At 66.4% G+C, this 26,846-nt stretch carries 22 protein-coding genes; 6 read left to right on the forward strand and 16 right to left on the reverse strand.

Annotated elements, in window-relative coordinates; genetic code table 11:
• Positions 1-87: 87 nt before the first annotated feature.
• Together BTO02_RS07680 and BTO02_RS07685 are read left to right on the forward strand one after the other, a co-directional pair.
• The gene (locus BTO02_RS07680) at positions 88-1,599 is read left to right on the forward strand and encodes a cobyric acid synthase (RefSeq protein WP_075156539.1); all 1,512 of its coding nucleotides are present in this window, start codon (positions 88-90) and stop codon (positions 1,597-1,599) included.
• Positions 1,600-1,739: 140 nt separating this feature from the next.
• Positions 1,740-2,183, forward strand: a complete 444-nt coding sequence (locus BTO02_RS07685) for a DoxX family protein (RefSeq protein ID WP_075156540.1) — start codon at positions 1,740-1,742, stop codon at positions 2,181-2,183.
• A gap of 10 nt (positions 2,184-2,193) precedes the next feature.
• Here BTO02_RS07685 and BTO02_RS07690 read toward each other — a convergent pair whose 3' ends face one another.
• Positions 2,194-2,610: a PaaI family thioesterase gene (locus tag BTO02_RS07690; RefSeq protein WP_075156541.1), complete on the reverse strand. Its 417-nt coding sequence runs from the start codon at positions 2,608-2,610 to the stop codon at positions 2,194-2,196.
• A 189-nt stretch (positions 2,611-2,799) separates the two neighbouring features.
• Here BTO02_RS07690 and BTO02_RS07695 point away from each other — a divergent pair, with 189 nt between their 5' ends.
• Positions 2,800-3,429 (forward strand): ParA family protein, encoded by a 630-nt coding sequence (locus BTO02_RS07695; protein ID WP_075156542.1) that lies wholly within the window; start codon positions 2,800-2,802, stop codon positions 3,427-3,429.
• Between the two features lie 36 nt (positions 3,430-3,465).
• On the opposite strand, the gene panD is transcribed toward BTO02_RS07695, so the two are convergent.
• From panD to BTO02_RS07715, 4 genes are all read right to left on the reverse strand, one after another.
• Complete coding sequence (panD, locus tag BTO02_RS07700; protein ID WP_075156543.1) at positions 3,466-3,852, reverse strand: aspartate 1-decarboxylase; 387 nt, start codon at positions 3,850-3,852, stop codon at positions 3,466-3,468.
• 46 nt (positions 3,853-3,898) lie between these two features.
• The gene (gene panC / locus BTO02_RS07705; protein WP_075156544.1) at positions 3,899-4,732 is read right to left on the reverse strand and encodes a pantoate--beta-alanine ligase; all 834 of its coding nucleotides are present in this window, start codon (positions 4,730-4,732) and stop codon (positions 3,899-3,901) included.
• A 203-nt stretch (positions 4,733-4,935) separates the two neighbouring features.
• A complete protein-coding gene (locus BTO02_RS07710) occupies positions 4,936-5,790 on the reverse strand; it encodes a segregation and condensation protein A (RefSeq protein WP_075158681.1) in 855 nt (284 codons plus the stop codon).
• 172 nt (positions 5,791-5,962) lie between these two features.
• Positions 5,963-6,148, reverse strand: coding sequence for a DUF3460 family protein (locus tag BTO02_RS07715; protein WP_075156545.1), 186 nt, complete (start codon positions 6,146-6,148; stop codon positions 5,963-5,965).
• A gap of 553 nt (positions 6,149-6,701) precedes the next feature.
• Between BTO02_RS07715 and BTO02_RS07725 the strand changes: the two genes are divergently transcribed.
• A complete protein-coding gene (locus BTO02_RS07725; RefSeq protein WP_156883886.1) occupies positions 6,702-8,417 on the forward strand; it encodes an autotransporter assembly complex protein TamA in 1,716 nt (571 codons plus the stop codon).
• A gap of 29 nt (positions 8,418-8,446) precedes the next feature.
• Positions 8,447-12,874: a translocation/assembly module TamB domain-containing protein gene (locus BTO02_RS07730; protein WP_442953439.1), complete on the forward strand. Its 4,428-nt coding sequence runs from the start codon at positions 8,447-8,449 to the stop codon at positions 12,872-12,874.
• Here the strand turns inward: BTO02_RS07730 and BTO02_RS07735 are convergent.
• The 10 genes from BTO02_RS07735 to BTO02_RS07780 form a co-directional block, all read right to left on the reverse strand.
• Complete coding sequence (locus BTO02_RS07735) at positions 12,841-13,800, reverse strand: DMT family transporter (RefSeq protein WP_083615033.1); 960 nt, start codon at positions 13,798-13,800, stop codon at positions 12,841-12,843. The two genes, BTO02_RS07730 and BTO02_RS07735, sit on opposite strands and share 34 nt — an antisense overlap.
• Positions 13,801-15,222, reverse strand: a complete 1,422-nt coding sequence (locus BTO02_RS07740) for an aldehyde dehydrogenase family protein (RefSeq protein ID WP_075156548.1) — start codon at positions 15,220-15,222, stop codon at positions 13,801-13,803.
• Between the two features lie 13 nt (positions 15,223-15,235).
• A complete protein-coding gene (locus tag BTO02_RS07745) occupies positions 15,236-16,000 on the reverse strand; it encodes an SDR family NAD(P)-dependent oxidoreductase (RefSeq protein ID WP_075156549.1) in 765 nt (254 codons plus the stop codon).
• 17 nt (positions 16,001-16,017) lie between these two features.
• A complete protein-coding gene (locus tag BTO02_RS07750) occupies positions 16,018-16,992 on the reverse strand; it encodes a carbohydrate kinase family protein (protein WP_075156550.1) in 975 nt (324 codons plus the stop codon).
• 15 nt (positions 16,993-17,007) lie between these two features.
• On the reverse strand, positions 17,008-18,006 hold the full coding sequence (locus tag BTO02_RS07755; protein ID WP_083615034.1) for an ABC transporter permease: 999 nt from the start codon (positions 18,004-18,006) through the stop codon (positions 17,008-17,010).
• Complete coding sequence (locus BTO02_RS07760) at positions 18,003-19,037, reverse strand: ABC transporter permease (RefSeq protein ID WP_083615035.1); 1,035 nt, start codon at positions 19,035-19,037, stop codon at positions 18,003-18,005. Before BTO02_RS07760 ends, BTO02_RS07755 begins: the two co-directional genes overlap by 4 nt.
• Positions 19,034-20,557, reverse strand: coding sequence for a sugar ABC transporter ATP-binding protein (locus BTO02_RS07765; RefSeq protein ID WP_075158685.1), 1,524 nt, complete (start codon positions 20,555-20,557; stop codon positions 19,034-19,036). Before BTO02_RS07765 ends, BTO02_RS07760 begins: the two co-directional genes overlap by 4 nt.
• A gap of 114 nt (positions 20,558-20,671) precedes the next feature.
• Positions 20,672-21,688 (reverse strand): sugar ABC transporter substrate-binding protein, encoded by a 1,017-nt coding sequence (locus BTO02_RS07770; protein ID WP_232243483.1) that lies wholly within the window; start codon positions 21,686-21,688, stop codon positions 20,672-20,674.
• Between the two features lie 44 nt (positions 21,689-21,732).
• On the reverse strand, positions 21,733-22,377 hold the full coding sequence (locus tag BTO02_RS07775; RefSeq protein WP_075156551.1) for an L-fuculose-phosphate aldolase: 645 nt from the start codon (positions 22,375-22,377) through the stop codon (positions 21,733-21,735).
• 17 nt (positions 22,378-22,394) lie between these two features.
• Positions 22,395-23,183, reverse strand: coding sequence for an SDR family NAD(P)-dependent oxidoreductase (locus BTO02_RS07780; protein ID WP_075156552.1), 789 nt, complete (start codon positions 23,181-23,183; stop codon positions 22,395-22,397).
• 415 nt (positions 23,184-23,598) lie between these two features.
• Between BTO02_RS07780 and BTO02_RS07785 the strand changes: the two genes are divergently transcribed.
• A complete protein-coding gene (locus tag BTO02_RS07785; RefSeq protein WP_075156553.1) occupies positions 23,599-24,405 on the forward strand; it encodes a GntR family transcriptional regulator in 807 nt (268 codons plus the stop codon).
• Between the two features lie 90 nt (positions 24,406-24,495).
• Here the strand turns inward: BTO02_RS07785 and metG are convergent, their stop codons facing one another.
• Positions 24,496-26,676 (reverse strand): methionine--tRNA ligase, encoded by a 2,181-nt coding sequence (metG, locus tag BTO02_RS07790; protein WP_232243484.1) that lies wholly within the window; start codon positions 26,674-26,676, stop codon positions 24,496-24,498.
• Positions 26,677-26,846: the final 170 nt, after the last annotated feature.

Raw genomic sequence — 26,846 nt, forward strand, 5'->3', positions numbered from 1 at the left:
CTGACCTTGTCGACCACCGCCACCACGCCATCCTGTTCATCCGGTCAGCCCGATCGGCCTGTCACGAAGCCGCCGCGCGGCACGCTGATGATTCAGGGCACCACCTCCGATGCGGGCAAGAGCACGCTCGTCGCGGGCCTGTGCCGGCTCGCGCGGCGCGCGGGCGTGCGCGTCGCGCCGTTCAAGCCGCAGAACATGGCGCTCAATAGCGCGGTGACGGTCGACGGCGGCGAGATCGGCCGCGCCCAGGCGCTGCAGGCGGTGGCGGCCGGCATCGACGCGCATACGGATCTGAATCCGGTGCTGCTGAAGCCGACGAGCGATCGCGGCGCGCAGGTCATCGTTCACGGCAAGGCGCGCATGAATCTCGATGCGCGCGCGTACCACGACTACAAGCCGGTTGCGTTCGAAGCGGTGCTCGAGTCGTACCGGCGCTTGCAGGCCGCGTACGACACGATCTTCGTCGAAGGCGCGGGCAGTCCGGCCGAAGTGAACCTGCGCGAGCGCGATATCGCGAACATGGGGTTTGCGCAGGCGGTCGATTGCCCGGTCGTGCTCGTCGCCGATATCGACCGCGGCGGCGTCTTCGCGCATCTGACCGGCACGCTCGCCTGCCTGTCCGCGAGCGAGCAGGCGCGCGTGCGCGGCTTCGTCATCAACCGGTTTCGCGGCGATCCGGGCTTGCTGAAGCCGGGCCTCGACTGGCTCGAGGCGCGTACCGGCAAGCCGGTGCTCGGCGTCGTGCCGTATCTGCATGGGCTCACGCTCGACGCGGAAGATATGCTGCCGCGCGAACTGCGCGCCGCAGCCGGCGCGGCCACCGGCAGTGCGGGCGACGCGGCGGCGGGCGACGTGCTGCGCGTCGTCGTGCCGGCGTTGCCGCATATCAGCAACCACACCGATTTCGACGCGCTGCGTGCGCACCCGCGCGTCGATTTCCATTACGTCAAAGCGGGCGTGCAGCCGCCTGCCGCGGATCTGATCATTCTGCCCGGCTCCAAGAACGTGCAGGGCGACCTCGCATTTCTGCGCGCGCACGGATGGGACGCGGTGCTGCAACGGCATCTGCGTTACGGCGGGCGCGTGATCGGCGTATGCGGCGGCATGCAGATGCTCGGGCGCGAGGTCGCGGACCCGCATGGCGTCGAAGGGCCGCCTGGCAGCGTGCCGGGCCTCGGCTGGCTCGACTTCTCGACGACGCTCACGCAGGAGAAGACGCTGAAGAACGTGACAGGCCGGCTCGCGCTGCCCGGCGCGCCGGAGCTGGCCGGCTACGAGATCCATATGGGCGAGACCGAGGGGCCGGCATTGGCGTCGCCGGCCGTATGGCTTGCGTCGGCGTCCGGCGGCGAGGGAATCGACGGCGGCAGCAGCGAACGGCCCGATGGCGCGTTGTCGGCGGACGGGCAGATTTTCGCGACTTACGTGCATGGGCTTTTCGACACGCCGGCGGCGTGCGCGGCGCTGCTCGGCTGGGCCGGTCTTGCCGATGCGCCGCCGCTCGACTATCCGGCGCTGCGCGAGGCGTCGCTCGATCGGCTCGCCGATACGCTCGCGGCCCATCTCGATCTGGAGCGGCTGTTCGGCGCGATCGGCTGACGGCGCCCGATTCGTTCCTGACAGGAAATAAACTAAGCGTCTATCGCCATTTTTCGCGCTCACAGGTTCGAATAAAGTCGGTTCCTTGCGATGACGCAGCGTGCGTTGTCGATCGTCCACACTTCGGAACAGGAACTGCCATGAACCGTCCAGCCGTCGCCGCACGCACCGCCAACCCCGAACTCGCCGCCTTGCTGCTACGCGTTGCGCTAGGCGTGCTTTACCTCGCGCACAGCCTGCAGAAAATTTTCATATTCACGCTGCCGGGCGCCGCGCAGTTTTTCGTATCGGTCGGCTTTCCGGGCTGGCTCGCTTACGTCACGACGTTCGTCGAACTGTTCGGCGGCATCGCGCTGCTGCTTGGCGTGCAGGTGCGCTGGGTCGCGCTCGTGCTGTTGCCGTTCATGCTCGGCGCACTGTCGGTGCACTTTCATAACGGCTGGGGCTTTGCGTCGCCGAACGGCGGATGGGAGTACCCGGCGTTCTGGGCCGTGGCGCTCGTCGTGCAGTCGCTGCTCGGCAATGGCCTGTTCGCGCTCGGCCAGGCACGCGCGGCGCACCTCGCGGGGCGCGCCGGAGCCTGATCCGATTGCGTCAGTACAGCACCATCTGCGTACACCGGAAAAGCGCGATCGTCTTGCCGTCGGGCCCATGGACGGTCGCGTCCCACACCTGCGTGGTGCGGCCCAGATGCACGGCTTGCGCGACCGTGCGGATCGTCCCTTCGGTCGCGGTGCCGAGGAAGTTGCTCTTGAGTTCGACCGTCGTGAAGCTTCGCGCGTCGGCCGGCAGATGCGCGAGGCAGGCGAGACCGCACGCCGTATCGGCCAGACCGATCACCGTCGCCGCATGCAGAAAGCCGTTCGGTGCGAGCAACTGCGGGCGCACCGTCAATTCCGCGCTGAGCCTGCCTTCTTCGATCGCGGTCGCCTGAAAGCCGATCAGCTCCGGCAGCGTGCCGGCCTGCAGTGCGCGCATCCATTCGAGGTCGCGCTCGGAGCGCATAGCCATCGTGATCTCCCGCAAAAAGGGAAGGCGATTGTCCAAATCGGCCGCCCGGGGCTTTCGAGCCTGGCGGATTTGCCGATATTATCAACGCCTGTGCCGGCCAGGTGGGCGCCCGTTCGGGCCGCCGCGCCACGCCGGCGAGGCCGTTTGAGATAATTCGACAATGACAGGGCCTTCTTCCCGGGAGTATTCATGACGGTAATCGTGGTGGCGAATCCTAAGGGTGGCGTCGGCAAAAGCACGCTCTCCACCAATCTGGCAGGCTATTTCGCGGCCGAGGGCGAGTGGGTCGCGCTCGCCGATCTCGACCGGCAGCAGTCCGCGCATGCGTGGCTCGACCTGCGGCCAGGCGGCCTGCCCGCGATCGAGACATGGCATGTCGATCCCGATTTGCCTGTGAAGCCGCCTAAGGGACTCGAGCGCGCCGTCATCGATACGCCGGCCGGCCTGCATGGCAACCGGCTCAACGTTGCGCTGAATCTTGCCGACAAGGTCATCGTGCCGTTGCAGCCGTCGATCTTCGATATTCTCGCGACACAGGAATTTCTCGAGCGTCTGGCAAAAGAAAAGGCTGTGCGCAAGGGGGCGATCGAAATCGGCGTGGTCGGCATGCGTGTCGATGCGCGGACCAAGTCGGCCGATCAGCTGCATCGATTCGTCGAGGGTTTGAATCTTCCGGTGCTCGGCTATCTGCGCGATACGCAGAACTATGTGCAGCTTGCGGCACACGGGCTCACGCTGTGGGATGTCGCGAAGAGCCGCGTCGAGAAGGATCTCGACCAGTGGGAGCCGATCCTCAAGTGGACCAACGGCAAGGCCTGAATCTGAACGTGAACGTGGACCTGACGCGCGGCCGCTTCAGGTCCAGCTTTGCGTCGGCACATGATCGCGGTTGCCCTTGATGCGGTTCTGCTCGTCGACGAACACGAGGTCTGGTTTCCACCCCGCCTGCAACTCCGCCTCGTCGATCATCGCGAATGCCGCGATGATGACGAGGTCGCCAAGCTGCGCGCGCCGCGCCGCCGAACCGTTCAGCGAAATCATGCCGCTGCCGCGCTCGCCCTTGATCGCATAGGTCGAAAAGCGCTCGCCGTTGTTGATGTTCCAGATGTCGATCCGCTCGTTCTCGACGATATTCGCGGCTTCGAGCAGGTTCTCGTCGATCGCGCACGAACCTTCGTAGTGCAGTTCGCAGTGCGTGACCGCGGCGCGATGGATCTTCGATTTGAGCATATGGCGTTGCATGGCGATTCCCTTGTTGCGCGAGCGCGACCGCAAACGGCGGCGCGCGTCAGATTTCGAGGTTATCGATCAGGCGCGTCGCGCCGAGCTTCGCGGCCGCGAGCACGACGAGCGGCGCTTCGCCTTCGTGCGCGGCGGGCGGCAGCAGGTTCGCGCGCTTGCGGATGGCGATGTAGTCGGGCTTCCAGCCACGCGCGGCAAGCGCGGCCGCCGCTTCGCGCTCGAGTGCGTCGAAGTCGCGCCGGCCGGCCGCGATCGCGTCGCGAATTCCGTTCAGCGTAGCTGCAAGGCGCGGCGCCTCGGCGCGCTCGGCCTGTTGCAGATAGCGGTTGCGCGAGCTCAGCGCGAGGCCGTCGGCGTCGCGCACGGTTTCCGCGGCGACGATATCGGTCGGCAGCGCGAATTGCTCGGTCATCGCGCGCACGATCATCAGTTGCTGGTAGTCCTTCTTGCCGAACACGGCGACGCGCGGCTGCACGCACGACATCAGCTTCATCACGACCGTGCAGACACCGGTGAAGAAGCCCGGCCGGAACTCGCCTTCGAGAATGTCGCCGAGATCGTGCGGCGGGTGGACGCGATATTCCTGCGGCTGCGGGTACATGTCCTGTTCGGTCGGCGCGAACAGCACGTAGACGTTTTCCTTCTGCAGCTTCTCGATGTCGTCCTGGAGCGTGCGCGGGTATTTGTCGAAGTCTTCATTCGGTCCGAACTGCAGACGGTTCACGAAGATGCTCGCGACGACCGGATCGCCGTGCTGGCGCGCAAGCCGCATCAGCGACAGATGACCTTCGTGCAGATTGCCCATGGTCGGCACGAACGCGGTGCGGTTCTGGCCGCGCAACTGGTCGCGCAATTCCTGGATCGAGCTGATGACTTTCATGGTCGGATAGCGGTTCTCACGCGGGGCGCGCGCTGCGCCGTGCCTGGCCGCAGTGTCTCCCATCGCGCATCGGCTGTGCCCGCGCCTGTTTCGAAGCAGAGGCGGCAGGGCTTGAAGCGCCGGATTGTAGAGGATTTGCAGGCGCGGCGCACCAACTGGAGGCGCGTGCGGGCAAGTGAACGATGCGCGGCGAAAGACAAGGATCAGGCGGGCAGGTATGCAAGCCGCACGTAAATCGGTGCGAACGGTTCGGCCTGCGTGATTTCGATCAGCGACTCGCGCGACAGCTCGAGCATCGCAATGAAGTTCACGACGACGACCGGCACGCCGCGCGACACGTCGAACAGCTCCGCGAACTCCATGAAGCGCGCATTCTGCAGCTTGCGCAGGATCACGCTCATATGTTCGCGCACCGACAGTTCTTCGCGCGAAATGCGGTGATGCTGGACGAGCTTCGCGCGCTTGATCACATCGGCCCACGCGGCGCGCAGATCGTCGGTGTTGACGTCCGGAAAGCGCGGCGTAATGCTCTGCTCGATGTAGACCTCGGCGCGCAGGAAGTCGCGGCCCAGTTGCGGCAGATGATCGAGCCGCTGGGCGGCGAGCTTCATCTGCTCGTACTCGAGCAGGCGCCGCACGAGTTCCGCACGCGGGTCTTCCGCTTCTTCGCCGGTATCGGCCTTCTTCACCGGCAGCAGCATCCGCGATTTGATCTCGATCAGCATCGCGGCCATCAGCAGATATTCGGAGGCGAGCTCGAGGTTCGACTTGCGCAACTGTTCGACGTAGCCGAGATACTGCGCGGTCACGTCGGCCATCGGAATGTCGAGCACGTTGAAGTTCTGCTTGCGGATCAGATACAGCAGCAGGTCGAGCGGGCCTTCGAAAGTCTCGAGAAAGACTTCGAGCGCGTCCGGCGGGATGTAGAGATCCTGCGGCAGCTTGAAGAGCGGTTCGCCGTACAGGCGTGCGAATGCGATGCCGTCCACGGTGTCGGGCGTCGAATCGGTCGCGGGCGCGGTCAGGGCGGCGTTGCCCGGTGCAATGGGACCGTGCATGGCAGCGGCATGCGCATGCGCCGCGGCGGGCTGTACAGCGGGCTGTGCAGCTGGCTGCAAAGCGGGCTGTGAAGCGACCGAAGCAGGCAACTGAGCCGACGGCTGATCGGGCAATTGTTCTGGCAAACGTTCTGGCAACTGAGCGCCGCCGGCCTCGTCGGCAGAAGACACGTTAGAAGTTCTGGTAGTAGACGTACGGCGTTTGCTTCACGCGTGCGGCTTGCTGCTCCGAGCGCTCGTCGAGGTCGATCGGCTGCTTGTCCCACAGCAGCGCGCGGCCGCGGCGCTGTTCGTCTTCGAGTTGCGGCTTCTGCTCTTTCAGCTGATTCAGGAATTGCGTGATGTCCGACTGATACATGGCTCGAAATCCATTGGAGAAAGGGACGCCGCGTGGGCGGCCGTTCGGGTAGGACGTAATTTTAACGCATGCGCGCGGGCTGTCGGCGATTCCGACAGTAAAGGCGCGTGCGCCGGTTCCGCTCGGGCGAAGCCGGCGCCGCATTCGTGGAACACGCTGGCGCCGATATTCGCGATACGCCGGCGGGAACATCGACGGAATATCGACGGAAACATCAACGGAACACCGGCCGGCGCAAGCGCGTCCAAGGCGGGCGCCCGTTGCCGGATCGTTGCCTGCGCCGGGCGTGCTCCGCGGTCGCCGCCCGCCCATTGCCGTGCGACCCTGAATTCGGGATGCGCGGCTGCGCCGATGTGGTCAAATAACGAGCTTCAGTCCCGCCGCGGACTGGCCCAAGCCAGAAACTGTCGAAATCAACAATTGCCGGAGGTCGTGTTTGGCGGGGTGGTCAATCGAACCGTCGCAATCGCGGCGCCGCGCCTCGCGGCCGCCGCCCGCCGCGCGGCCTTCGCGCGCATGGCTCGTTGTCGCGATCGTGGCCGTCCTGTTTCTGATGGCGGCCGGCGCGCCGGCCGCGCACGCGGCGAAAAAACGCGCGTCCTACGACGTCGACGTCGATGCGACGCCGCGCTCGCTGCGCAAGCTTCTCGAAGAGCACCTCGATCTGGCGCGCTTTGCAAAGCACGACGACATCAGCAGCGAGCAGTTCGATTTTCTCGTGACCGCCGCGCCGCAGCAGGTGCGCGATCTCGCGGCCACGCAAGGCTACTTCACGCCGGTCGTGCGCACGGACGTGCGTACCGTCGACGGCAGGCGCACGGTCGCCGTGCATGTCGATCCGGGTCCGCTCACGACCATTTCGTCGATCACGCTGTCGTTTCGCGGCCCGGTCGAAACCGAAGACCCTGCGCAGGAGAACGCGACCCGTTTTGCATTCTCGCTGCACGACGGCGACCCGTTCACGCAGTCGGGCTGGGACGGCGCGAAGAACGCGGCGTTGAAGGCGCTGCAGGCGCGCCGCTATCTCGGCGCGAAAATCTACCAGTCGCAAGCGCGCATCGATCCGCAGACCCACGACGCGAAACTGTCCGTGACCTTCGACAGCGGCCCGACCTTCACGCTCGGCAAGCTCGACGTCTCGGGCACACGCCGTTATCCGGAAAGCATCGTCGACAACGTGAATCCGATTTCGCCGGGCGAAATCTACGACGTGCAGCGCGTCACCGAACTGCAGCGCCAGCTGCAGAACACGCCGTACTACGCGAGCGTCGCGATCGACGTCGACAACGATCCCGCGAAGCCGCTCGACACGCCGATGCACGTGAAAGTGAGCGAATACCCGTACAACAGCGTGCGCGGCGGCGTCGGCTATGCGACCGACACGGGCGCGCACGTGCAGGGCTCGTACACGTATCTCGACACGTTCGGCGCCGCGTGGCCGTTCACGGTGTCGGGCCGGCTCGACCAGATCCAGCAGTACGGGCAGGTCCAGCTGTCGATGCAGCCGGGCAAGCGCGGCTGGACCAACAGCGCGCTCGCCTCCTATACGACAACCGACGTTTCCGACACGCGCATCTACAGCCTGCGTGCGGGTGTGCAGCGCGCGCGCACGTCGCAGTACATCGACTACAACTACTCGATCCTCTATTACCAGGACCGGCTGGACCAGAACGCGGCCGCGCCGACCACGGCGCGCGCGCTCGTGCCCGCGTGGTCGTGGACGCGCCGCAATACCGACGACCCGCTGTTTCCGCGCTCGGGCAATCTGATTCATGCGGAAGCGGGCTTCGCGGTGAAAGGCGTGCTTACCGATCAGACCTTTATCCGCGGCTATGCGCGCGGCCAGCAATACATTCCCGTCGGTCAGCGCGATCTCGTGCTGTTTCGCGCCGAACTCGGCGGCGTGTTCACGAGCGGGCCGTCGAGCGGCGTGCCGGCGTCGCTGCTGTTTCGCGCGGGCGGCTCGAACTCGGTGCGCGGTTATGGCTTTCAGAGTATCGGCAACAACGTCGGCGGCTCGGTGCTGCCGACCAAATACCTGATCACGGCCAGCTCCGAATACCAGCACTGGTTCAGCCACGACTGGGGCGCGGCCGTGTTCTTCGACATCGGCACGGCGACCGACAACTGGCACGAGAAGGAGTTTTTCCCCGGCGTCGGCTTCGGCGCGCGCTGGCGCAGCCCGGTCGGGCCGGTCAACGTCGACCTCGCCTATGGCATTCGCAATCACGACGTGCGTCCGTATCTGACGCTCGGCATTGCGTTCTGATCAACCTTGAATCCGACTGCACCCGACGCATGACCATGGACCGTATCGCTCACCTGTCATCGGATCGCCCGGGCGACGTGCCGCCCGGCGGGGCGGGTGGCGCGGGCGGGTACCGCGCTGCCGGCGGGCTCGGCGATGGGCCGGCAGGCGGTGCGCGCGGTCGTGACGGGGCAGGCGGTGCCGATGGGTCCGGCGGCTCCGGCGGTTCCAGCGGCGCCGATGGTTCCGGCGGTTCCGGCGGCGGCCCTGGCGGCGGCGCGGCCACGCCGCCGCCGAGGCGCCGCAGGCGCCTGTGGCGCGCGCTTCTGTGGGCGACGCTGGTACCGGCGCTGATCATCGCGCTGCTCGCCGGTGCGCTGTATGGCGTCGTCGTCACGGAGCGCGGCACGGCCTACGCGTGGCAGGCGGCGGTCAAGCTGCTCGGCGGCCGGCTCGCGGGCACGCTCGAGGGCGGCACGCTCGCAACGGGCGTGCGCCTTGCCCATGTGCAATGGCGCAGTCTCGATGGCAGCGGCACGGAGATCCGGGTCGACCGTGCGTCGGGCAAGTGGACGCTATCGGACCGTCCGTGGAAGTTCACCGTCGACTATCTGCATGTCGGCACGATCGACGCGCGCATCGCGCCGTCGACCGAGCCGTCGAAGCCGCTGACGCTGCCCGAAGACCTGCGCTTGCCGATGCGGCTCGAGGTGCGCGACCTCAGCGTCGACGAGCTGCTGCTGCACGACGGCGCGTCGACGAGCGAATACTCGGGTCTGCTGTTCCATGGGCGCAGCGACGGGCGGCACCACGAGGCGGTGGTCGAGCGCCTCGATACGCCGTTCGGCGCGGTGACCGCGCGGGCGAAACTCGATGGCGTGCGGCCGTTTGCGCTGACCGGCGAGGCCAGCTATGCGGGCAAGGTCAACGACGAAGCGGTGCAGGTGCAGGGGCATGTGTCGGGCACGCTCGAGACGCTCGTCGCCGAGCTCGATGCGAGCGGGATGAAGCTGAACGGTCACGCGCGCATCGAGGCGACGCCGTTCGCCGACGTGCCGCTGCGGCGCGCCACGCTGACCTTCGATCATGTGAACCCGCAGGCGTTTTCGCCGGGCGCGCCCGCGGCCGATCTCGCGGTGCGCGCGGATTTGCGGCCGGCCGGGGAGCAGGCGCCCGCAGGGTTCGACGGGCCGCAAGCGCCGGGCGGCGCGAGCGCAGCGGCGGCCAGCGAAACGGCCGCAACGGCCGGCGGCACGATTGCGCCCGCCAGTTCCGCACATGCGGCGAGCGCCGCGAACATGGCCAGCGCCGCGCCGCCCGCCAGCCCCGCGACGCGCCCGCGCGGCTTCGCGGTCACCGGCTCGGTGTCGATCGTCAATGCGAAACCGGGCTCGATCGACGCGCACCTGCTGCCGCTGATCGACGCAAACGCCGACGTGCGGCTCGACGCGCAGACGCAGCGCATCTCGAATCTGAACGTGCGGCTCGTCAGGAACGCGACGGTCACGGGCGACGGCTCGCTCGCCGGCAAGCGCGGCCGGCTCGATCTGAAGGTTGCGAAACTCGACCTGAACGCGCTCGTCGCGAGCGTGCGGCCGACACAGTTCGCCGGCCCGATCGCGATTCGTCTGAACGACGATATCCGCACCGTGACGCTCGATCTCGCCGATCCGCACGCGGCGCTGCGCGTGCAGGGCAAGGTCACGCTCGACCCCGCGCGCACGAGCTTCAACGACGTGCGGCTGACGTCGGGCAAAGGGCGCATCGATGTGTCCGGCGCGATCAAGAACGATGCGAGTTCGACGTACAACCTGAAGGCGGCGCTGACCGACTTCGATCCGCTTTCGCTGACGTCGCTGATGACGCCGAAGCCGGCGGCCAGGGCGCCGGCTTCGGGTAGAAGAGGCGCCGCTAACGCCGCTAATGCCGCTAACGCCGCCGCGCCCGGCAAACCCGCTACGGCGACCCAACCCGCTGCCTCGGCCCAACCCGCGTCCGCGCGAAAAATCGAAGCGCGCATCAACGGCACGATCGCGGCGACCGGCCTGCTCGCGCCGGCCTTCACGACCAAGGCCGAATTCAAGCTCGGCGACAGCATGTACGACAACCTGCCGATGACGGGCGGCGGCACGATCCAGCTGGCCGGCTCGCGCATTCTGCCGAGCCACGCGAGCTTGTCGGTGGCCGGCAATCAGGTCGACCTGCAAGGCAGTTTCGGCGGCCGCGGCGACCGGCTGCGCTTTCGCGTCGATGCGCCGCAGCTCGACCGGCTCGGCTTCGGCGTCGCGGGTCTCGTGCATGCCGACGGCGATCTGACGGGCACCTTCGCGCATCCGAACGTGACGCTCGATTACAAGGCCGACAGCGTGGTATTCGGCTCGAACCGCGTCGGCCACGCGCAAGGCCATGCCGAGTTGCGCGACGGCGCGAATGGCGCAATGGTATTCACGACCGACGCGCGCAATCTGAGCACCGCGGGAATCGAGCTGAAGACGCTCACGGCGCGCCTGAACGGCACGCGCGCCAACCATACGTTCGAGGCCGCGGCTGCCGGCACGTTGCGCGACCGGCCGCTCGATCTGACGCTTGCCGCAAACGGGCATCTGAGCGACGCGCGCGACGGCACGCACTGGGACGGTACGATCACGCGGCTGCAAAACCGCGGCACGCCCGCGCTGAATATGGAGTCGCCGCTCGCGGTCAGCACGGGCCCGCAGCGTCTTACGCTCGGCGCGACGCGCCTCACGCTCGAAGGCGCGCTGCTCGACCTGAAATCGCTGTCGTACGACCACGGGCGCGTACGCTCGGCCGGCACGCTGACCGGCATTTCGGTCGCGCGCCTGCAGCAGCTGCGCCAGGAGTTCACGGGCGCGGCGCCGCTTGCGAAAACCGACCTCGTCTTCGATGGCGACTGGGACTTCGCGCTCGGCGACACCTCGAGCGGCCATATTCAGCTGAAGCGCCGCAGCGGCGACGTGACGGTCGAAGTGGGGCGCGGCCTCGCGTCGCTCGGCGTCACCGATATTTCGTCGCGCGTCGATTTCGCGGCCGGCAACCGCGTGAACCTGACCGCGCACGCGCAGGCGAGCCGCCTCGGCGTGATCGACGCCGAGGCGCACACGGCGCTTGCGATGCGCGACGGCGCGCTGGCGCTCGACGAAAACGCGCCGCTGACCGGCAAGATCGACGCGAACGTGCCGTCGCTGAAAACGACGGGCGGCCTGTTCGGCCCGAGCTATCTGCTCGACGGCCATCTCGCGTTGCGCCTCGCGCTCGGCGGTACGGTAGCGAAGCCGAATCTGTCCGGCTCGCTGGTCGGCGACGGCCTGTCCGTGACTGCCGTGGACCTCGGCGTGCAGTTGAAGAACGGCGTCGTGCGCATCGGGCTGTCGGAGAATCTCGTCGAATTCCAGCAGGTCGAGTTTCACGGCGGCGACGGCACGCTGCGCGCGACGGGCCGCGTACGGCTCGATAACGCGGAGCCGGACCTGACCGCGAGCATCGTCGCCGATCATCTCGAACTGTTCGCGTCGCCGGAACGGCAACTGGTGCTGTCCGGCAGCGCGAGCGTCGCGAACGCGGGGCAGCAGGGCGGGCTGGCGATCAACGGCAAGTTCAATGTCGAGCATGCGCTGTTCGACATGCCGGAGCAGGGCGCGCCGAGCCTCGGCGACGACGTCGTGATCGTGCGGCCGGACGGCTCGGTGATCGGCGGCAAACCGCCCGAGGTCGGCACCGCGACGAGGCCGGTCGGCCCGTTCGCGCCGCGCGCGAATATCGACATCAATCTCGGCAACGACTTCCGCTTCCGCGGACAGGGCGCCGATGTCGGGCTGCGCGGCACGATCACCGCGCTGTCCGCGCCGAACATGCCGCTACGCGCGGTCGGCAACGTCCGCGTGACCGAAGGGTCGAGCTATACCGCGTTCGGCCGCAAGCTCACGATCGAGAACGGCTTTTTCACGTTCAACGGGCCGGTCGCGAACCCGGGCATCAATATTCTCGCGATGCGCCGCAATCAGGAGGTCGAGGCGGGCGTGCAGGTGACGGGCACGATCCAGTCGCCGGTCGCAAAGCTCGTCTCGGAGCCGAACGTGCCCGACAATGAGAAGCTTTCGTGGCTGCTGTTCGGTCACGGCACCGATCAGGGCAACAACCTCGGTCAGCAGAGCACGATGACCACCGCGCTCGCGCTGCTCGGCAGCGCGAGCGGCAAGCGCATCGCGCAGACTTTCGGACTCGACGAGTTTTCGATCGGACGCAGCGAAGTGGGTCTGACCGATCCGCAGGTCGTGATGGTATCGAAGGCGATCAACGAGCGTTTCGTGGTCGGTTACGAGCAGGGGCTGCAGTCGGCGAGCAACGCGATCAAGGCGACGCTGAACCTCACGCGCTACTGGTCGGTGGCCGCTTACGGCGGCACGTTCCAGGGCATGGATCTGCTTTATACGCGGCGGTTCGACCGCTGGCCCTGGTGAGCATGCCGCGCGGCCGTGCCGCATCGCAATGCGACCGCAACGCCGCCGAGCGTCAGCATCATCGCCACGGCTTCGCTCGCGCCGAACGGTTCTCCGAGCGCGCAAGCGGCCGCGACGATGCCCATGATCGGCACGAGCAGCATGCCGGTCGCGGCGACGTCCGCAGGCAGCCTGCGCAACGTGGCAAACCACGTCAGGTAGCACACGCCCATGGGCACGAGCGTCATGTAGACCATGACGGCCATGCCGTCCGGTTTCAGACTCGCGAAGCTCGGGTGTTCCAGCACGATGCCCGCCAGCACCAGCGGCACGCATCCCAATCCGACCTGCCACGCGACGAGCGCAATGGGCGGCACAGGCAACGGGTCGCGTGAATTGACGGTGCCCAACGCAAACAGCACGGCGGCGCCGAGCGCGCACGCAATGCCTTCGAGCTTGCCCGCATCGAAGGCGAGTCCGCGGCCGCCGAGCAGCACCACGAGGCCCGACATGCCCAGCACGATCGCGAGCAGCGACATGCGCGACGGCCGCCTGCCGAGCACCGGCCATGCCAGCAGCATCGACCAGATCGGCATCGTGTAGACGAGCAGCGCGCCTTCGCTGACGCTGAGCCATTTCATCGACAACGTCGACAGACCCATCCACGCGAGCACGTTCGTGCACGAAGCGAGCATGATGCGCGGCATCAGGGACCAGGGCACCCGCAGGCGCTCGCCGCACAGCGCGGCGACGATCGCGAGAATGACCGATGCCGTCACGCCGGCGACGCCGCGCGAAAAGAGCGGAGGCCATTCCCGCAGCAGGATTTTCATGGCGGGCCAGTTCAGCGCCCAGCCCAGTGCCGTGACGAACAGGAAGAAAGCGCCTGCGCCGAGCGTCGACAGGCGCTGGTGGGCCGCGTGATGCGCGGCATAGCCGTGACTCATCTAGAAACCCGCGATCGCCTTGAGTTCGAGGTAATCGCCGAGACCGAACTCCGCGTGTTCGCGGCCGTTACCCGACTGCTTGTAGCCGCCGAACGGCGCGTTCGCATCCCACGGTGCTTCGTTGATGTAGACGTTGCCCACGCGCAGCTTCGCGGCGACGCGCCGTGCCTTGTCCTGGTCGTTCGTCTGCACGTAGCCGGCGAGGCCATACGGACTGTCGTTGGCGATGGCGAGCGCGTGCGCTTCGTCGTCGAATGCCATGATCGACAGCACGGGCCCGAAGATTTCCTCGCGCGCGATGCGCATGTCGGGCGTGACGTCCGCGAACACGGTGGGACGCACGAAATAGCCTTTGTCGACGCCTTCGGGTCGGCCCGGGCCGCCGGCCGCGAGCGTCGCGCCCTGCGCGACGCCGCTTTCGATCAGCGCCTGGATATGCGCGTATTGCTTCGCGTTGACGACCGGTCCGAGTTCCGAATGCTCGTTTTCCGGCGGGCCGACGCGGATCGCATTGGCGGTTTGCGCGGCAATGCGCGCGGCGCGCGACATCAGCGCGCGAGGCACGAGCATGCGGGTAGGGGCGCTGCACGACTGCCCGCAGTTGAGATAGCTCGCGCGCACACCGAACGCGACGGCGCGATCGAAATCGGCATCGTCGAAAATAATGTTGGCCGATTTGCCGCCCAGTTCCTGATGCACGCGCTTGACGGTCTGCGCCGCGGCTTTCGCGACGGCGATTCCCGCGCGCGTCGAACCCGTGATCGACACCATATCGACGCGAGCATCGCGCGACAAGGCTTCGCCGACGATCGCGCCGTCGCCGTTGACGAGGTTGAACACGCCCGGGGGAAAGCCTGCGTCATCGATCATCTGCGCGAAGCGCAGCGCGCTGTACGGCGAAAATTCGCTGGGCTTGACGACCATCGTGCAGCCGGCGGCCAGGGCGGGCGCGACCTTGACGACGAGCTGGTTCATCGGCCAGTTCCACGGCGTGATCAGCGCGCACACGCCGATCGGCTCTTTCGCGAGCACGGTCGCGCCGCGCGTTTCGCTGAAGCTGAATTCGCGCAGCACGCGGATCGCGGTTTCGAGATGCGCGCGACCGAGCGCGATCTGCGCGCCGCGCGAGAACCCGCTCGCCACGCCCATCTCGGCGGTCATCAGTTCCGCCATCTCCTGCGCGCCGGCGTTGTATCGCTCGAGCAGGCGCGTGAGCAGGGCAAGGCGCGTCTCGCGCGAAGTGGCCGACCACGCGTCGAATGCGCGCTGCGCGGCATCGACGGCCGCGGCCGCGTCATCGGCGTTGCCCATCGCGAGCTGGCCGGTGACGGCCTCCGTCGCAGGGTTGACGATCGCGAAGGTATCCGTGCCGCGCGGCGCGACCCATCGGCCATCGATATAAAAGCGGTCAGTCCTTACCATCGGTTGTCTCCGTTCAATGGAAGTAGATGCCGCCGCAGACGTTGAGCGCCTGCCCGGTCACGAAAGCCGACTGCTCCGAAGCGAAGAAGAGCGCGGGTCCGACGATGTCTTCCGGCTTGCCGAGCCGCTTGAGCGCGGCGACGTCTTCCCAGTGCCGCACGGCCGCTTCGCTGCCGAGATTGTTGCGGCCCATTTCGGTGAGGATGATGCCGGGACAGATCGCATTGACGGTCACGCCGTCCATGCCCACTTCCTGCGCGAGCACGCGCGTGAGCGTGATGACGGCCGACTTGGTCGCGGCGTAGTGGCCCTGCGTCGCCACGCCCTGACGGCCGGCGATGGACGCGATGTTGATGACGCGCCCCGTCTTGCGCTCGCGCATGTGCGGCACGACGGCCTGGCACATCATGAGCACGCCCTTCACGTTGACGTCGAAGTGCGTGTCCCAGGTCTTTTCGTCGAGATCCTGCAGCAGCGAGGGCTTGAGCACGCCGGCATTGTTGATGAGCACGTCGATGCGGCCGGCCGCCGCGAGCGCGCGCTGCGTCACGTCGTCGATCTGCTTACGGTCGCTGACGTCGAGCGCGAACAGATGGGCCTTGCGTTCGCGCCGGCCGATCAGGTCGGCGGTCTTGCGCAGTTCGGCTTCGGTTTGCGGCAGATCGGTGACGACGATGTCGTAGCCGGCGTCGGCGAAGCCGAGCGCAAGCGCCTGTCCGATGCCGCGGCTCGCGCCGGTTACCAGTGCGACGGGGCGGGTCGAGTCCGTGTTTTGCATGTCGATGTTCTCCGCGATCAGAATTGGGCTGCAGTGAGAGGCGTGGGCTGTCTGGCCGGCAGCGTGCGCAGCGCCTCGACGGTGTCGTCGAACGATTTGAGCTTGCCTTGCGAGCCGAGTCCCATCGCAACCTTCGCCGCGACCGCCGACGCGAAGCGCGCGCATTCGCGCAAGTCCCAGCCCTTGGTCAGCCCGACGATGATGCCCGCCGTGAAGCTGTCGCCGCAGCCGGTCGTATCCGATACGGCGATGTCGAACGCAGGCAGCGTGAACGGCTCGCCATGCTCGGGCGCGACGTAGACGCCGTGCGCGCCCAGCGTCAGGATGCAGTTCTTCACGCCGCGCGCGCGGAAGAAGCGCGCAACCTCGGCGACATCGCCCGTGCCCGCCATTTCCGACGCTTCGTCGATGCTCGGCACGAAGTAGTCGAGATACGGCAGGCACGGCTCGACGAGTGCGATCGTCTCGGGCGTCGCCTGGATCAGATCGAAGGTCGTGATGCGGCCCAGCTCTCTCGCACGGCGCAGCAGCGCGACGGTCGGCTCGCCGTCGAACGCTTTCATGAGGCCGGTCCCGCCCACATGCACGATGCGCGCATCGAGCGCCGCGTCGAACTGCTCGGCGCGCACGGTGAAGGCGTTGGCGCTGCCCGGCACATGCAGCGCCGGGCGCTCGCCGTTCGGACGCACAGGCAGAATCGTCGCGGACGTTTGCACGTCGCTCGTGCGCGACACGAGTGCGCAGTCGACGCCATAGCCCTGCATCTTCGCGACGAGGAAATCGCCCATGTCGTCGGTGCCCACGGTCGTCACCGAACGCGTGCGGATACCGAGCATCGCGCAGGCGACCGATGTCGCGCCGGCCGTGCCCGCGACCGTCATGCAGATTTCCTCGATGTAGGCCGCGCGCCCGCCGGGCGGAATCGCCGTTACCGGACGTCCGAGCACGTCGAGCACGTGAAAGCCGATGCAGCTAACGTCGAATGTAGTCACGTGTGTTTTCCTTCATCAGTGAGAGCGGCCGCGCAGCGCGAAGCTGGCCGCGAGAACGACGAACACCAGCACGCCGATGCCGACCTGCTGCCAGTAGAAATTCCAGCCGACGAGCAGCAGCCCGTTTTTCATGGCCGCGAGCATCAGCACGCCGATCAGCGTGCCGGGAACGCTCGGGCGCCGCTCGGTGCTCAGCGTCGTGCCGATGAACGTCGCGCCGATCGCATCGAGCAGAAACGCGTTGCCCGACAGCGGCACATACGACTTCACCGTTGCCGAGAGCAGAATGCCGGCGATGCCCGCGAGCAGCGCGCCCGCGATATACACCCACGAAAGCTGCCTTGCGACGCGAATGCCCGAGTAGCGCGCGACGCCGGGCTGCACGCCGAGCGCGACGATCTGCCGGCCGAACACGGAGCGGTGCAGCAGCAGATAGACGGCGAGGGCGCACGCGAACAGCACGATGACCGGCGTCGGCACATGGAACAGCGCGGAGCGCGCGATGCTGTCGAACGCCGCGGCCGGCTGGCCTGTGATCAGATAGATCGGCTGGCCGCCGCCGGTGGCGAGCTGCTGCGTGCTCTGTCCGATGAAGAGCACGCCGAGGGTGGCGAGAAACGGGCTGATCCTGAGCCGCGTGATGAGGATCGCATTGAGCACGCCGACCAGCACGGCGACGCCGAGGCCCGCGGCGAGACTTGCCGCCACGCCGTGTCCCGCGCCGAGCAGCATGACGAAGATCATGCTGGCGAGGTCGACGGCCACGCCGACCGACAGATCGATACCGCCCGACGAGACGACGAGCGTGAGCCCGAGCGCGACGATCGCGAGCAGCACGACGTTGTTGACGAGCACGTTGAAAAGATTGGCCGGGCTCAGGAACGTGTCGGTGACGAGCGAGAAGACGAAGCAGATCAGCGCGAACACGACGATCAGGCTGTAGGTCGCGGCGAGCCTGCCGATCTGCGAGAAGTGGCGCGACGCGGCGCCGGTCTGTGCGGGCGTGGTGCTCATTGGGCGCTCTCCGGTTTGCGGGCGAACGACGTGGTCGCGACGACGAGCAGGATCAGCGTGCCTTGCACGCCGTTCACCCAGTAGCTCGATACGTTGAGCAGCTGGAAGCCGTTCGCGAGGCAGCCGATGAAAAGCACGGAGAGCAGCGTGCCGCCGATGGTCGGCACGAAGCGCCGCGAGAAGACCGTGCCGAGCAGTGCGGCGGCGAGCACCGAGAGCAGCATGTCGCCGGAGCCCGGCGTGCTCGAACTGAGGCGCGCGACCGTCAGGACCGCCGCGAGCGCCGCGCACAGGCCGCTGAACAGATACGTGAACGTCAGATAGCGGCCGACCGCGATGCCGGTCGAGCGCGCCGCTTCCGGATGTCCGCCCACGGCGTACAGGCGCAGGCCGAAGCCCGTGTGATGCACGAGCAGGATCATGGCGGCCGAGGCGAGCGCGAGCGTCCACGCGAGCGCCGAGATGCCGAGGAACGACGCCGAGCTGATGAACGTCATGAGCGGCGACGACACGCTGATCACGGTGTTCTGCGTGATCGTCAGTTCGGCGCCGGCCGCGATGTTCATCACGGCGAGCGTGGCGAGCAACGGCAGAATGCCCAGGCGCACGACCGCGACCGCGTTGAGCAGGCCGATCGCGATGCCGGTCGCGGCGACGGCCGGCAGGGCGAGCGCGTCCGAAACGCCGAGCGTGAGCAGCTTCGCGTAGACGGCGGCGCACACGCCCATGTTGGCCGCGATCGACAGGTCGATGCCGCCGTCGGTGACGTTCGAGCCGCCGCCGATGATGACGACGGACATGCCGAACGCCATCACGCCGAGGATGGCGGACTGCTCGACGATATTGACGAGATTGCCCGGGCTCGTGAAACCGGGCGCGCCGAACGCGAAATACAGCAGGATCGCGACGAAAGCGCCGACGGCGGCCAGGCGGATCGCCAGCGAGCCGATCGCCTTGCGCCGCCCACGCGCGGGCAGCGGCTGCTGCCCGGCGGCGACGTTTTCGAGCAAGGCGCGTTGGATGGCTGTCATACGGTGACTCCTTCGGCAAGTGATGCGCCCGACGAGGCGGCAAGCAACTGGTCGCTGTTCAGGCGCGCGCCGCTGAATTCGCCGACGAGCTCGCCGCGATAGATCACCAGCACGCGATCGCAGAAATCGGACAGCTCGAGCAGATCGGAAGACAGCATGAGGATCGCCGCGCCTTCGCTCGCGAGACGGTTCAGCAGCGTGTAGATCTCGACCTTGGCGGCGACGTCCACGGCCACCGTGGGCTCGTCGAGCACATAGACCTTGGACTGGCAACTGAGCCACTTCGCGATCGCAACCTTTTGCTGGTTGCCGCCCGACAGATGACGCACGAGCGTGTCGCCGCCCGGTGTCTTGATCGACAGCTCGCGGATGAAATCGCCGACCGCCGAGCGTTCGTCGCCGCCGCGCATGAAGCCGATGCGGCTGTAGCGCGCGAGGCTCGCGAGGCTCACGTTCTCGCGCACCGACAGGCCGAGCGCGACGCCATGCGCGCGCCGGTCCTCGGGCAGCATCGCGATGCCGTTGCTGACCGCGTCCATCGGCGAGCGAAGCGACACGCGTTTGCCGTCGACGCTGACGTTGCCGTGGTCGGCCTGACGCAGCCCGAACAGGCATTGCACGAGCTCCTTCGCGCCCGAGCCGAGCAGTCCGGTCAGCCCGACGATCTCGCCGCGACGCACGGCGAGGCTCACGTCGTGGAAGGCGCCGGCACGCGAGAGGCCGGCGACTTCGAGCACGGGCGGCCCTGGCGTGACCTCGCGCGCCGGGAACATGTCGCCGACGTCGCGCGCGATCATCATCGAGATGATGTCGTCCATCGGTGTGGTTTTCGGCGACACGACGCCGACGTCGGTGCCGTTGCGCATGACCGTGACGGCATCGCACAGCGACTCGATTTCCTGCATGTAGTGCGAGATGAAGATCACGGCGATGCCGTCGTCGCGCAGGCGGCGCAGCACGGCGAAGAGGCTGTCCACTTCCCTTCTGACGAGCGCGGCGGTCGGTTCGTCGAGCACGAGCACCTGCGCGCGCTGCGCGAGCGCGCGTGTGATCTGCACGATCTTCTGCTGGGCGGTGGTCAGGTCCTGGATCAGCAGGTTGCGCGGCAATTCGAGGTCGAAGTATTTTTTCAGCAGCGCGGCCGCTTCGCGTTCCATGCGCCGCTTGTCGACGAACGGTCCGATACGCGGTTCGTGCCGCAGGAACACCGCTTCGCCGACGGTCGCGGTCGGCACGAGCAGCCGGTCCTGGTGGATGAAGTGCACGCCGAGCGCTTCGACGCGCGCGGGCGTCAGGTGGTCGACGCGCTCGCCCATGATGCGGATCTCGCCGCTGTCGGGCACATTGATGCCGGCCAGCACCTTGATGATGGTCGACTTGCCCGCGCCGTTCTGCCCGACGAGCCCATGGATCGTGCCGCACGCCACCTCGAGGTTCGCGTCCGCGAGCGCCTGGACCGCGCCGAAGCGTTTGCTGATGCCCTTCATCGAGATCGCGATGCGCCGTTCATCGTTGCGCATGTTGCCTCCGTTGAAACGCGCCACTTCCGAAGCCGGGCGGGCAACGAACCCGCACCGGCCGCAAAGCGTCGCTGCGAAACACACTGATGGCAATGCCCGGGAGGGCCCGGGGCGTTACTTGCCGCTGACCTTTTCGGCCTGTTGCAGAATCGGGCCGGCGGTGGTCCCGGCGTTCTTCTTCGTCACGAGCACGGATGGCACGAACGTGAACGGCGGCACCTTCTCGCCGGACAGATAGGCCGCGACGTTCGCCGCCGACGTCTTGCCGATTTCATAAGGCTGCTGTGCGCCGACCGCGCCCGCCGGCGACTTCGGATCGGCAACCATCTTCACGACGTCGGGACTGCCGTCGATCGCATAGGTCTTGATCTCCGGGCGCTTCGCCGCCTGCACGGCTTGCGTCGCGCCGATCTGCGGCACGTCCCAGCACGACCAGATCGCGTTGATCGAGCCCGGCTTCGGGTATTTGGTCAGCATGTCGGAGACATTCGAATACGCGCTTTGCACCGTGTTCGGAATCACGTCGCGCAGTTCCGGCTCGACGATCTTGACGTCGGGGAAAGCGCTCAGCACGTACTTCATCTGGTCGTAGCGGATCTTGCATACCGGCACGCTATAGAAGCCGTTGAAGACGAGCACGTTGCCTTTGCCTCCCATGTCGGACACCATCTGCAGCGCGATGTCGGCGCCGAGGTCGTAGTTGTTTGACGTCGTGACGTTGAGCGAGTAGGGCGTTGCCGTGTCGATCGTGAAAAGCGGAATCTTTGCATCCCTGATTTTTCGCAGCCACGGGTCGAGCACCTTGATGTTGCCGAGAATCTCGATAATGGCGTCGGGTTTCTGCGCGATCAGCGTCTGCAGCTGGGAAACCTGCGTCTGGTCCTTGCGGCCCGCGTCGAGCGCGATCGGCGTGCCGCCGAGCCGCTTGATCTCGTCCTGCGCGCCGCGAAAAGCCATCAGATCCCAGTAGTGGTCCGTGCCGGTAATCGATACGCCGATCCGCTTGCCCTTGAGCGACGGCTCCGCGTGCACGGTTGGTGCGGCACACGCGAGTGCGGCGACAAGCGCCGCCGCTACCGGAAGAAGGCGCATCGCGCGAGGCATGGCGCGAGCGGGCGTCTGATTGTGCATGGTTGTCTCCTGAATGTTGGTTATTTCCGGCGTCCTGCATCGAGCTAGTCGCGGTGGCCGTAATGGCCCATGCGGGCGATCACGTTGTCGATTTCCGCGACCGACAGGAGCGGCGGCTCTTCTACCTGAAGGCACGTCAGATATTGACGCGCCAGCGTCTCGACTTCGACGGTGAGCCACATCGCCTTGTCGAGCGTCGTGCCCGTCGCGATCATTCCGTGATGCGCGAGCAGGCATGCCTTGCGGCCTTCGAGCGCGACGAGCGCATTGGCCGAGAGTTCTTCGGTGCCGAACGTTGCGTAGGGCGCGCAGCGGATGTCGCTGCCGCCGGCAACCGCAACCATGTAGTGGATCGGCGGAATCGGGCGTTCGAGAATCGACAGCGACGTGCAGTACGGCGGGTGCGTGTGCACCACGGCGTTGACGTCGGCGCGCGCGCGCAGGATGTCGAGGTGAAAGCGCCATTCGCTCGATGGCTGACGCTTGCCGTGCGCTTCGCCGTCCATGGTCATATAGACGATGTCGTCGGGCCGCATCGCGTCGTAAGGCATGCTCGTCGGCGTGACGAGCATGCCGTGTTCGTGACGCACGCTGATGTTGCCCGATGTGCCCTGGTTCACGCCGAGCGCATTCATGCGCCGGCACGCGTCGATGATCGATTGGCGCTGCTTGAGTTCGTGTTCGTTCATGTGCCGTTTCTCGCCGATTACCAGGACGTGTAGCCGCCATCGATCGGGACGATCGAGCCGGTCATGTAGGACGATGCGCTCGAGGCGAGAAACACCACCGCCGAGGCGATTTCGGCGGGCTCGCCGCAGCGGCCCATTGGCGTCATGTCCATCCATACGTCGAACAGTTCGGGCCGCGCGCGCATGGCAAGCGTCATTTCCGTGCCGATATAGCCGGGCGCAAGCGCGTTGACGCGGACGTGGTCTTTGGCCCATTCGGTCGCGAGCGCCTTCGTCAGCATGTGCACGGCCCCCTTGCTCGTCATGTACGACGCGGCGCTTTGCGGACGGTTGACGATAACGCCCGACATCGAGCCGAGATTGACGATGCTTCCCGCGCGCTGCGCGACCATGTGGCGCCCGAACGCGCGCGATACCCAGAAGGTGCCGTTCACGTTGATGTCCATGACCTGCCGCCATTCGTCGTCGGGCGTCTCGAACACGCTGTTCAGGCGCGCGATGCCGGCGCTGTTCACGAGCGTGTCGATGCGGCCTTCGCGTTCGACGATGTCGTCCGCGATGCGCCGCACCGCGTCGGCGTCGGTGACGTCGATGCGGTAGGTCGCGGCATCGATGCCTTCGTTGCGCAGCGTTTGCTGCGCACGTTCGAGCGCGGCGCTGTCGCGATCGAGCAGGATCGGCCGCGCGCCGCACTGCGCGAGCGCGCGCGCCGATTCATAGCCGATGCCGCTCGCGCCGCCGGTGACGACCGCCCGCGTGCCGGCAAGACCGAAGCGTTCAGGATAAGCAGGTGCCGTGGAAGCCATGCCTCTTCTCTATCTGTTGCACAACGTTAGTAACCCTTACTGACACGGTGCGGCCGGGCGCCGATAGAATGCCGCAGCCGGCGTGGCGTGCAGTGGAAGGGATCGGGGATGACGGCACCCGGTACTGGCAGGGCGCCGGCAGGACGTCTTAGCGCGCAGTAACGAAGCGCGACGAAAAACGGCGATACGGCGGGCAGTACGACGGGTAGCAGGACGAGAGGGCGCTGATACGCATGTTGTCTCCATGTCCGTCTTCGCCTTCAAAGGGCTTGACGTGGTAATTACCAGTTGGTTATAACCACAATCATCGTCAACGTCGGCTGCACTGTCAAGCTGAATTTCAGCGGACGCCGCAGTGCCGATGTGACATCGCCCGACTTCGCCGATAATCGGAACGCACGCCGACTCGACTCCTATGACAGACATCGCAGAGATAATCGACCTTCACGACCTGCTCGGGGGACCGGAGCAGTTCGACCGTTCCGGACCGCTACCGCTTTGGGTGCAGGTCAAGAACGTTCTTGAGACGGCCATCCGCAATCCGGGCGTGAGCCCTCGCGCACGCGTGCCGTCGGAGCAGAATCTTTGCGACCTTCTCGGCGTGTCGCGGCCCATCGTGCGGCTCGCGCTCGATTCGCTGGTCAAGGCCGGGCTCATCACCAAAGTGCCGAGGCAAGGCATATACGTTGCGCCGCGCAAGACGGACGTCGATTTCGCGTCGATGAACGAGAGCCTGTTCGCCGAGATCAGCCGGGGCCACCGGGTCACGACACGCATCCTGCATATGTCGCGCGAACGTCCGTCGCAGCGCGAGCGCGACATGCTCGCTTTGCCGCCTGGCGCCGATGTGCTACGGCTGTACCGGCTGTACTCGGTCGACGAAGTGCCGACCGCTTTGTCCTGGCTCACGCTCGCGGGTCACCGGGTACCTGGGCTCGAGTCGCTGATGGCGGACAATGTATCGGCTTACGGCGTGATGCGGGAGCGCTACGATCTGCAGATCGAATTTTCCGAGCGCTGGTTCGAAGCCGCGGTGCCCAGCGAGGAGCAAGCCGCATTGCTGCAGTTGTCGGCCGGCCAGCCCGTCCTGTCGATCGAGTCGGTCGGACGCACGCGCGATCACCAGCCGCTCGAATACTATCGCTGCCTCTATAGCACGGCCTTCAGCCGTATCCATGTGACTGCGCATGCGCGAGCGGAACCGCCGGGCGGAACCGCGTGACCGTGTAAAACGGCTCGCCGTCACGGCTCGCCGTCTGGCGAGCCGTTTCGTGTCTTGCTTCGTCTGCTTGCGTGCCTGCCTGCGGGCGCGTTATTTCACCCGCATGCCCGGCTTCGCGCCGCTATCGGGTTCGAGCACGTAGATACCGGGCTCGGCCTTTTCATCGGCCGCCGATGCCGCGAGCACCATCCCTTCCGAGAGCCCGAACTTCATCTTGCGCGGCGCGAGGTTCGCGACCATCACCGTGAGCTTGCCGACCAGCTGCTCCGGCTGATACGCGGACTTGATGCCCGAAAACACGTTGCGCGTCTTTTCCTCGCCGACGTCGAGCGTCAGCTGCAGCAGCTTGTCCGATCCCTCGACGGCCTTGCACTCGACGATCTTCGCGATGCGCAGATCGATCTTCGCGAAATCGTCGATCGAGATGATCGACGACTCGTCTTCCTTGCCGTTCGCGTCCACGCCGTTGGTGGTGCCCTTGGCGCCTTTGGCTTTTGCCGCCGCCGCTGCGCTATTCGGGTTGGCCGCTGCCGGCGCAGATGTGGTCGCCTGCAGCGACGAGCGGTTCGCTTCGAGCAGCGCGTCGACCTGCTTCGGATCGACACGCGTCATCAGATGCTTGTACGCATTGATCGGACGGTCCGACGACAGCGGCCGTTGCGCATCGGCCCACACGAGCGGCTCGATGCCGAGGAACGCCTCGGCCGCTTGCGCGACCTTCGGCAGCACGGGCTTCAACGCAAGCGACAGCAAACGGAACGCCTCGATGCTGACGGTACAGGTTTCGTGCAACGCGACCGCGTTGGCCGGGTCTTTCGCCTGATCCCACGGCTTCGCGGTATCGACGTAGCCGTTCACCGCGTCGGCGAGCTCCATCGTCTGGCGCAGCGCGCGGCCGTAATCGCGCGCCTCGTAATGCGCGGCGATTTGCGGCAGCGCGGCGCGCAGCGTGCCGAGCAGCGGATGATGCATCGCGCTGTCCTGCACGCGGCCATCGAAGCGCTTGAGCAGAAAGCCCGCCGCGCGGCTCGCGATATTCACGTACTTGCCGACGAGGTCGCTATTCACGCGCGCCTGGAAATCTTCGAGGTTCAGGTCGATGTCTTCCATCGTGCCGTTCAGCTTCGCGGCGAAGTAGTAGCGCAGCCATTCGGGGTTCATGCCCGCTTCGATATAGCTGTTCGCGGTAATGAACGTGCCGCGCGACTTCGACATCTTCGCGCCGTCGACGGTCAGAAAGCCGTGCGCGAATACGTTGGTCGGCGTGCGATGGCCGGAGAACTCGAGCATCGCGGGCCAGAACAGCGTATGGAAGTACAGGATGTCCTTGCCGATGAAGTGATACTGCTCGGCGCTCGAACCTTTGCGGATCCACGCGTCGAAGTCGATGCCGCGCTTGTCGCACAGGTTCTTGAAGCTCGCGTAATAGCCGACCGGCGCATCGAGCCACACATAGAAGTACTTGCCCGGCGCGTCGGGAATTTCGAAGCCGAAATACGGCGCGTCGCGTGAAATGTCCCAATCGGCGAGTTTCGCGTCGCCGGCCGCACCGAGCCATTCGCGCATCTTGTTCGTCGCTTCGGGCTGCGCGAGGCCGCCGACCCAGCCGCGCAGGAATTCCTCGCAGCGCGGGTCCGACAGGCGGAAGAAGTAGTGCGTCGACTTCCTGCGCACGGGCGTCGCACCCGAGACGACCGAGTACGGGTTGATCAGATCGGTCGGCGAATAGGTCGAGCCGCATACCTCGCAGCTGTCGCCGTACTGGTCCTTCGAGCCGCACTTCGGGCATTCGCCTTTGATGAAGCGGTCCGGCAGGAACATCTGCTTGACCGGGTCGTAGGCCTGCTCGATTTCGCGTGCGTCGATGAGCCCCGCGTCGCGCAGCGCCAGATAGACCGATTCCGACAGCACGCGGTTCTCTTCGGAGTCGGTCGTGTAGTAGTGGTCGAACGAAATGCCGAAGTGGTTGAAGTCGCGCGTGTGCTCGTTCCACACGCGCTCGATCAGCTGCCTGGGCGTGATGCCTTCCTGCTCGGCCTTCAGCATGATCGGCGTGCCGTGCGTGTCGTCGGCGCCGACGTAGTAGACCTCGTGCCCGTGCATGCGCAGCGCGCGGACCCAGATATCCGTCTGGATGTATTCGACCAGATGGCCGATGTGGATCTGGCCGTTTGCATACGGCAGCGCGGACGTGACGAGGATCTGGCGGCGGCCCGGCGGCGTGCCGGTGGGTTGGAGCCCGGCGGCGAGGTCGGTGGCGCTGCGGTCCACGGAGTGGCGATCGGTAGAGGCTGACATACGGAATTTACACGCGGATTGATAGGCAGAATTTTCTGGCCTGCGGCGAGGCAGGGCTGCCGAAGGAAGACGGACCAGCTTCGATTCAACCGATTTTACCAGCGTGTCGACACTCGACCGTGGTCGAGCATGGCCATTGCGAT

This window comes from Paraburkholderia sp. SOS3, assembly GCF_001922345.1.
In the GTDB taxonomy this organism is placed as follows: Bacteria; Pseudomonadota; Gammaproteobacteria; order Burkholderiales; family Burkholderiaceae; genus Paraburkholderia.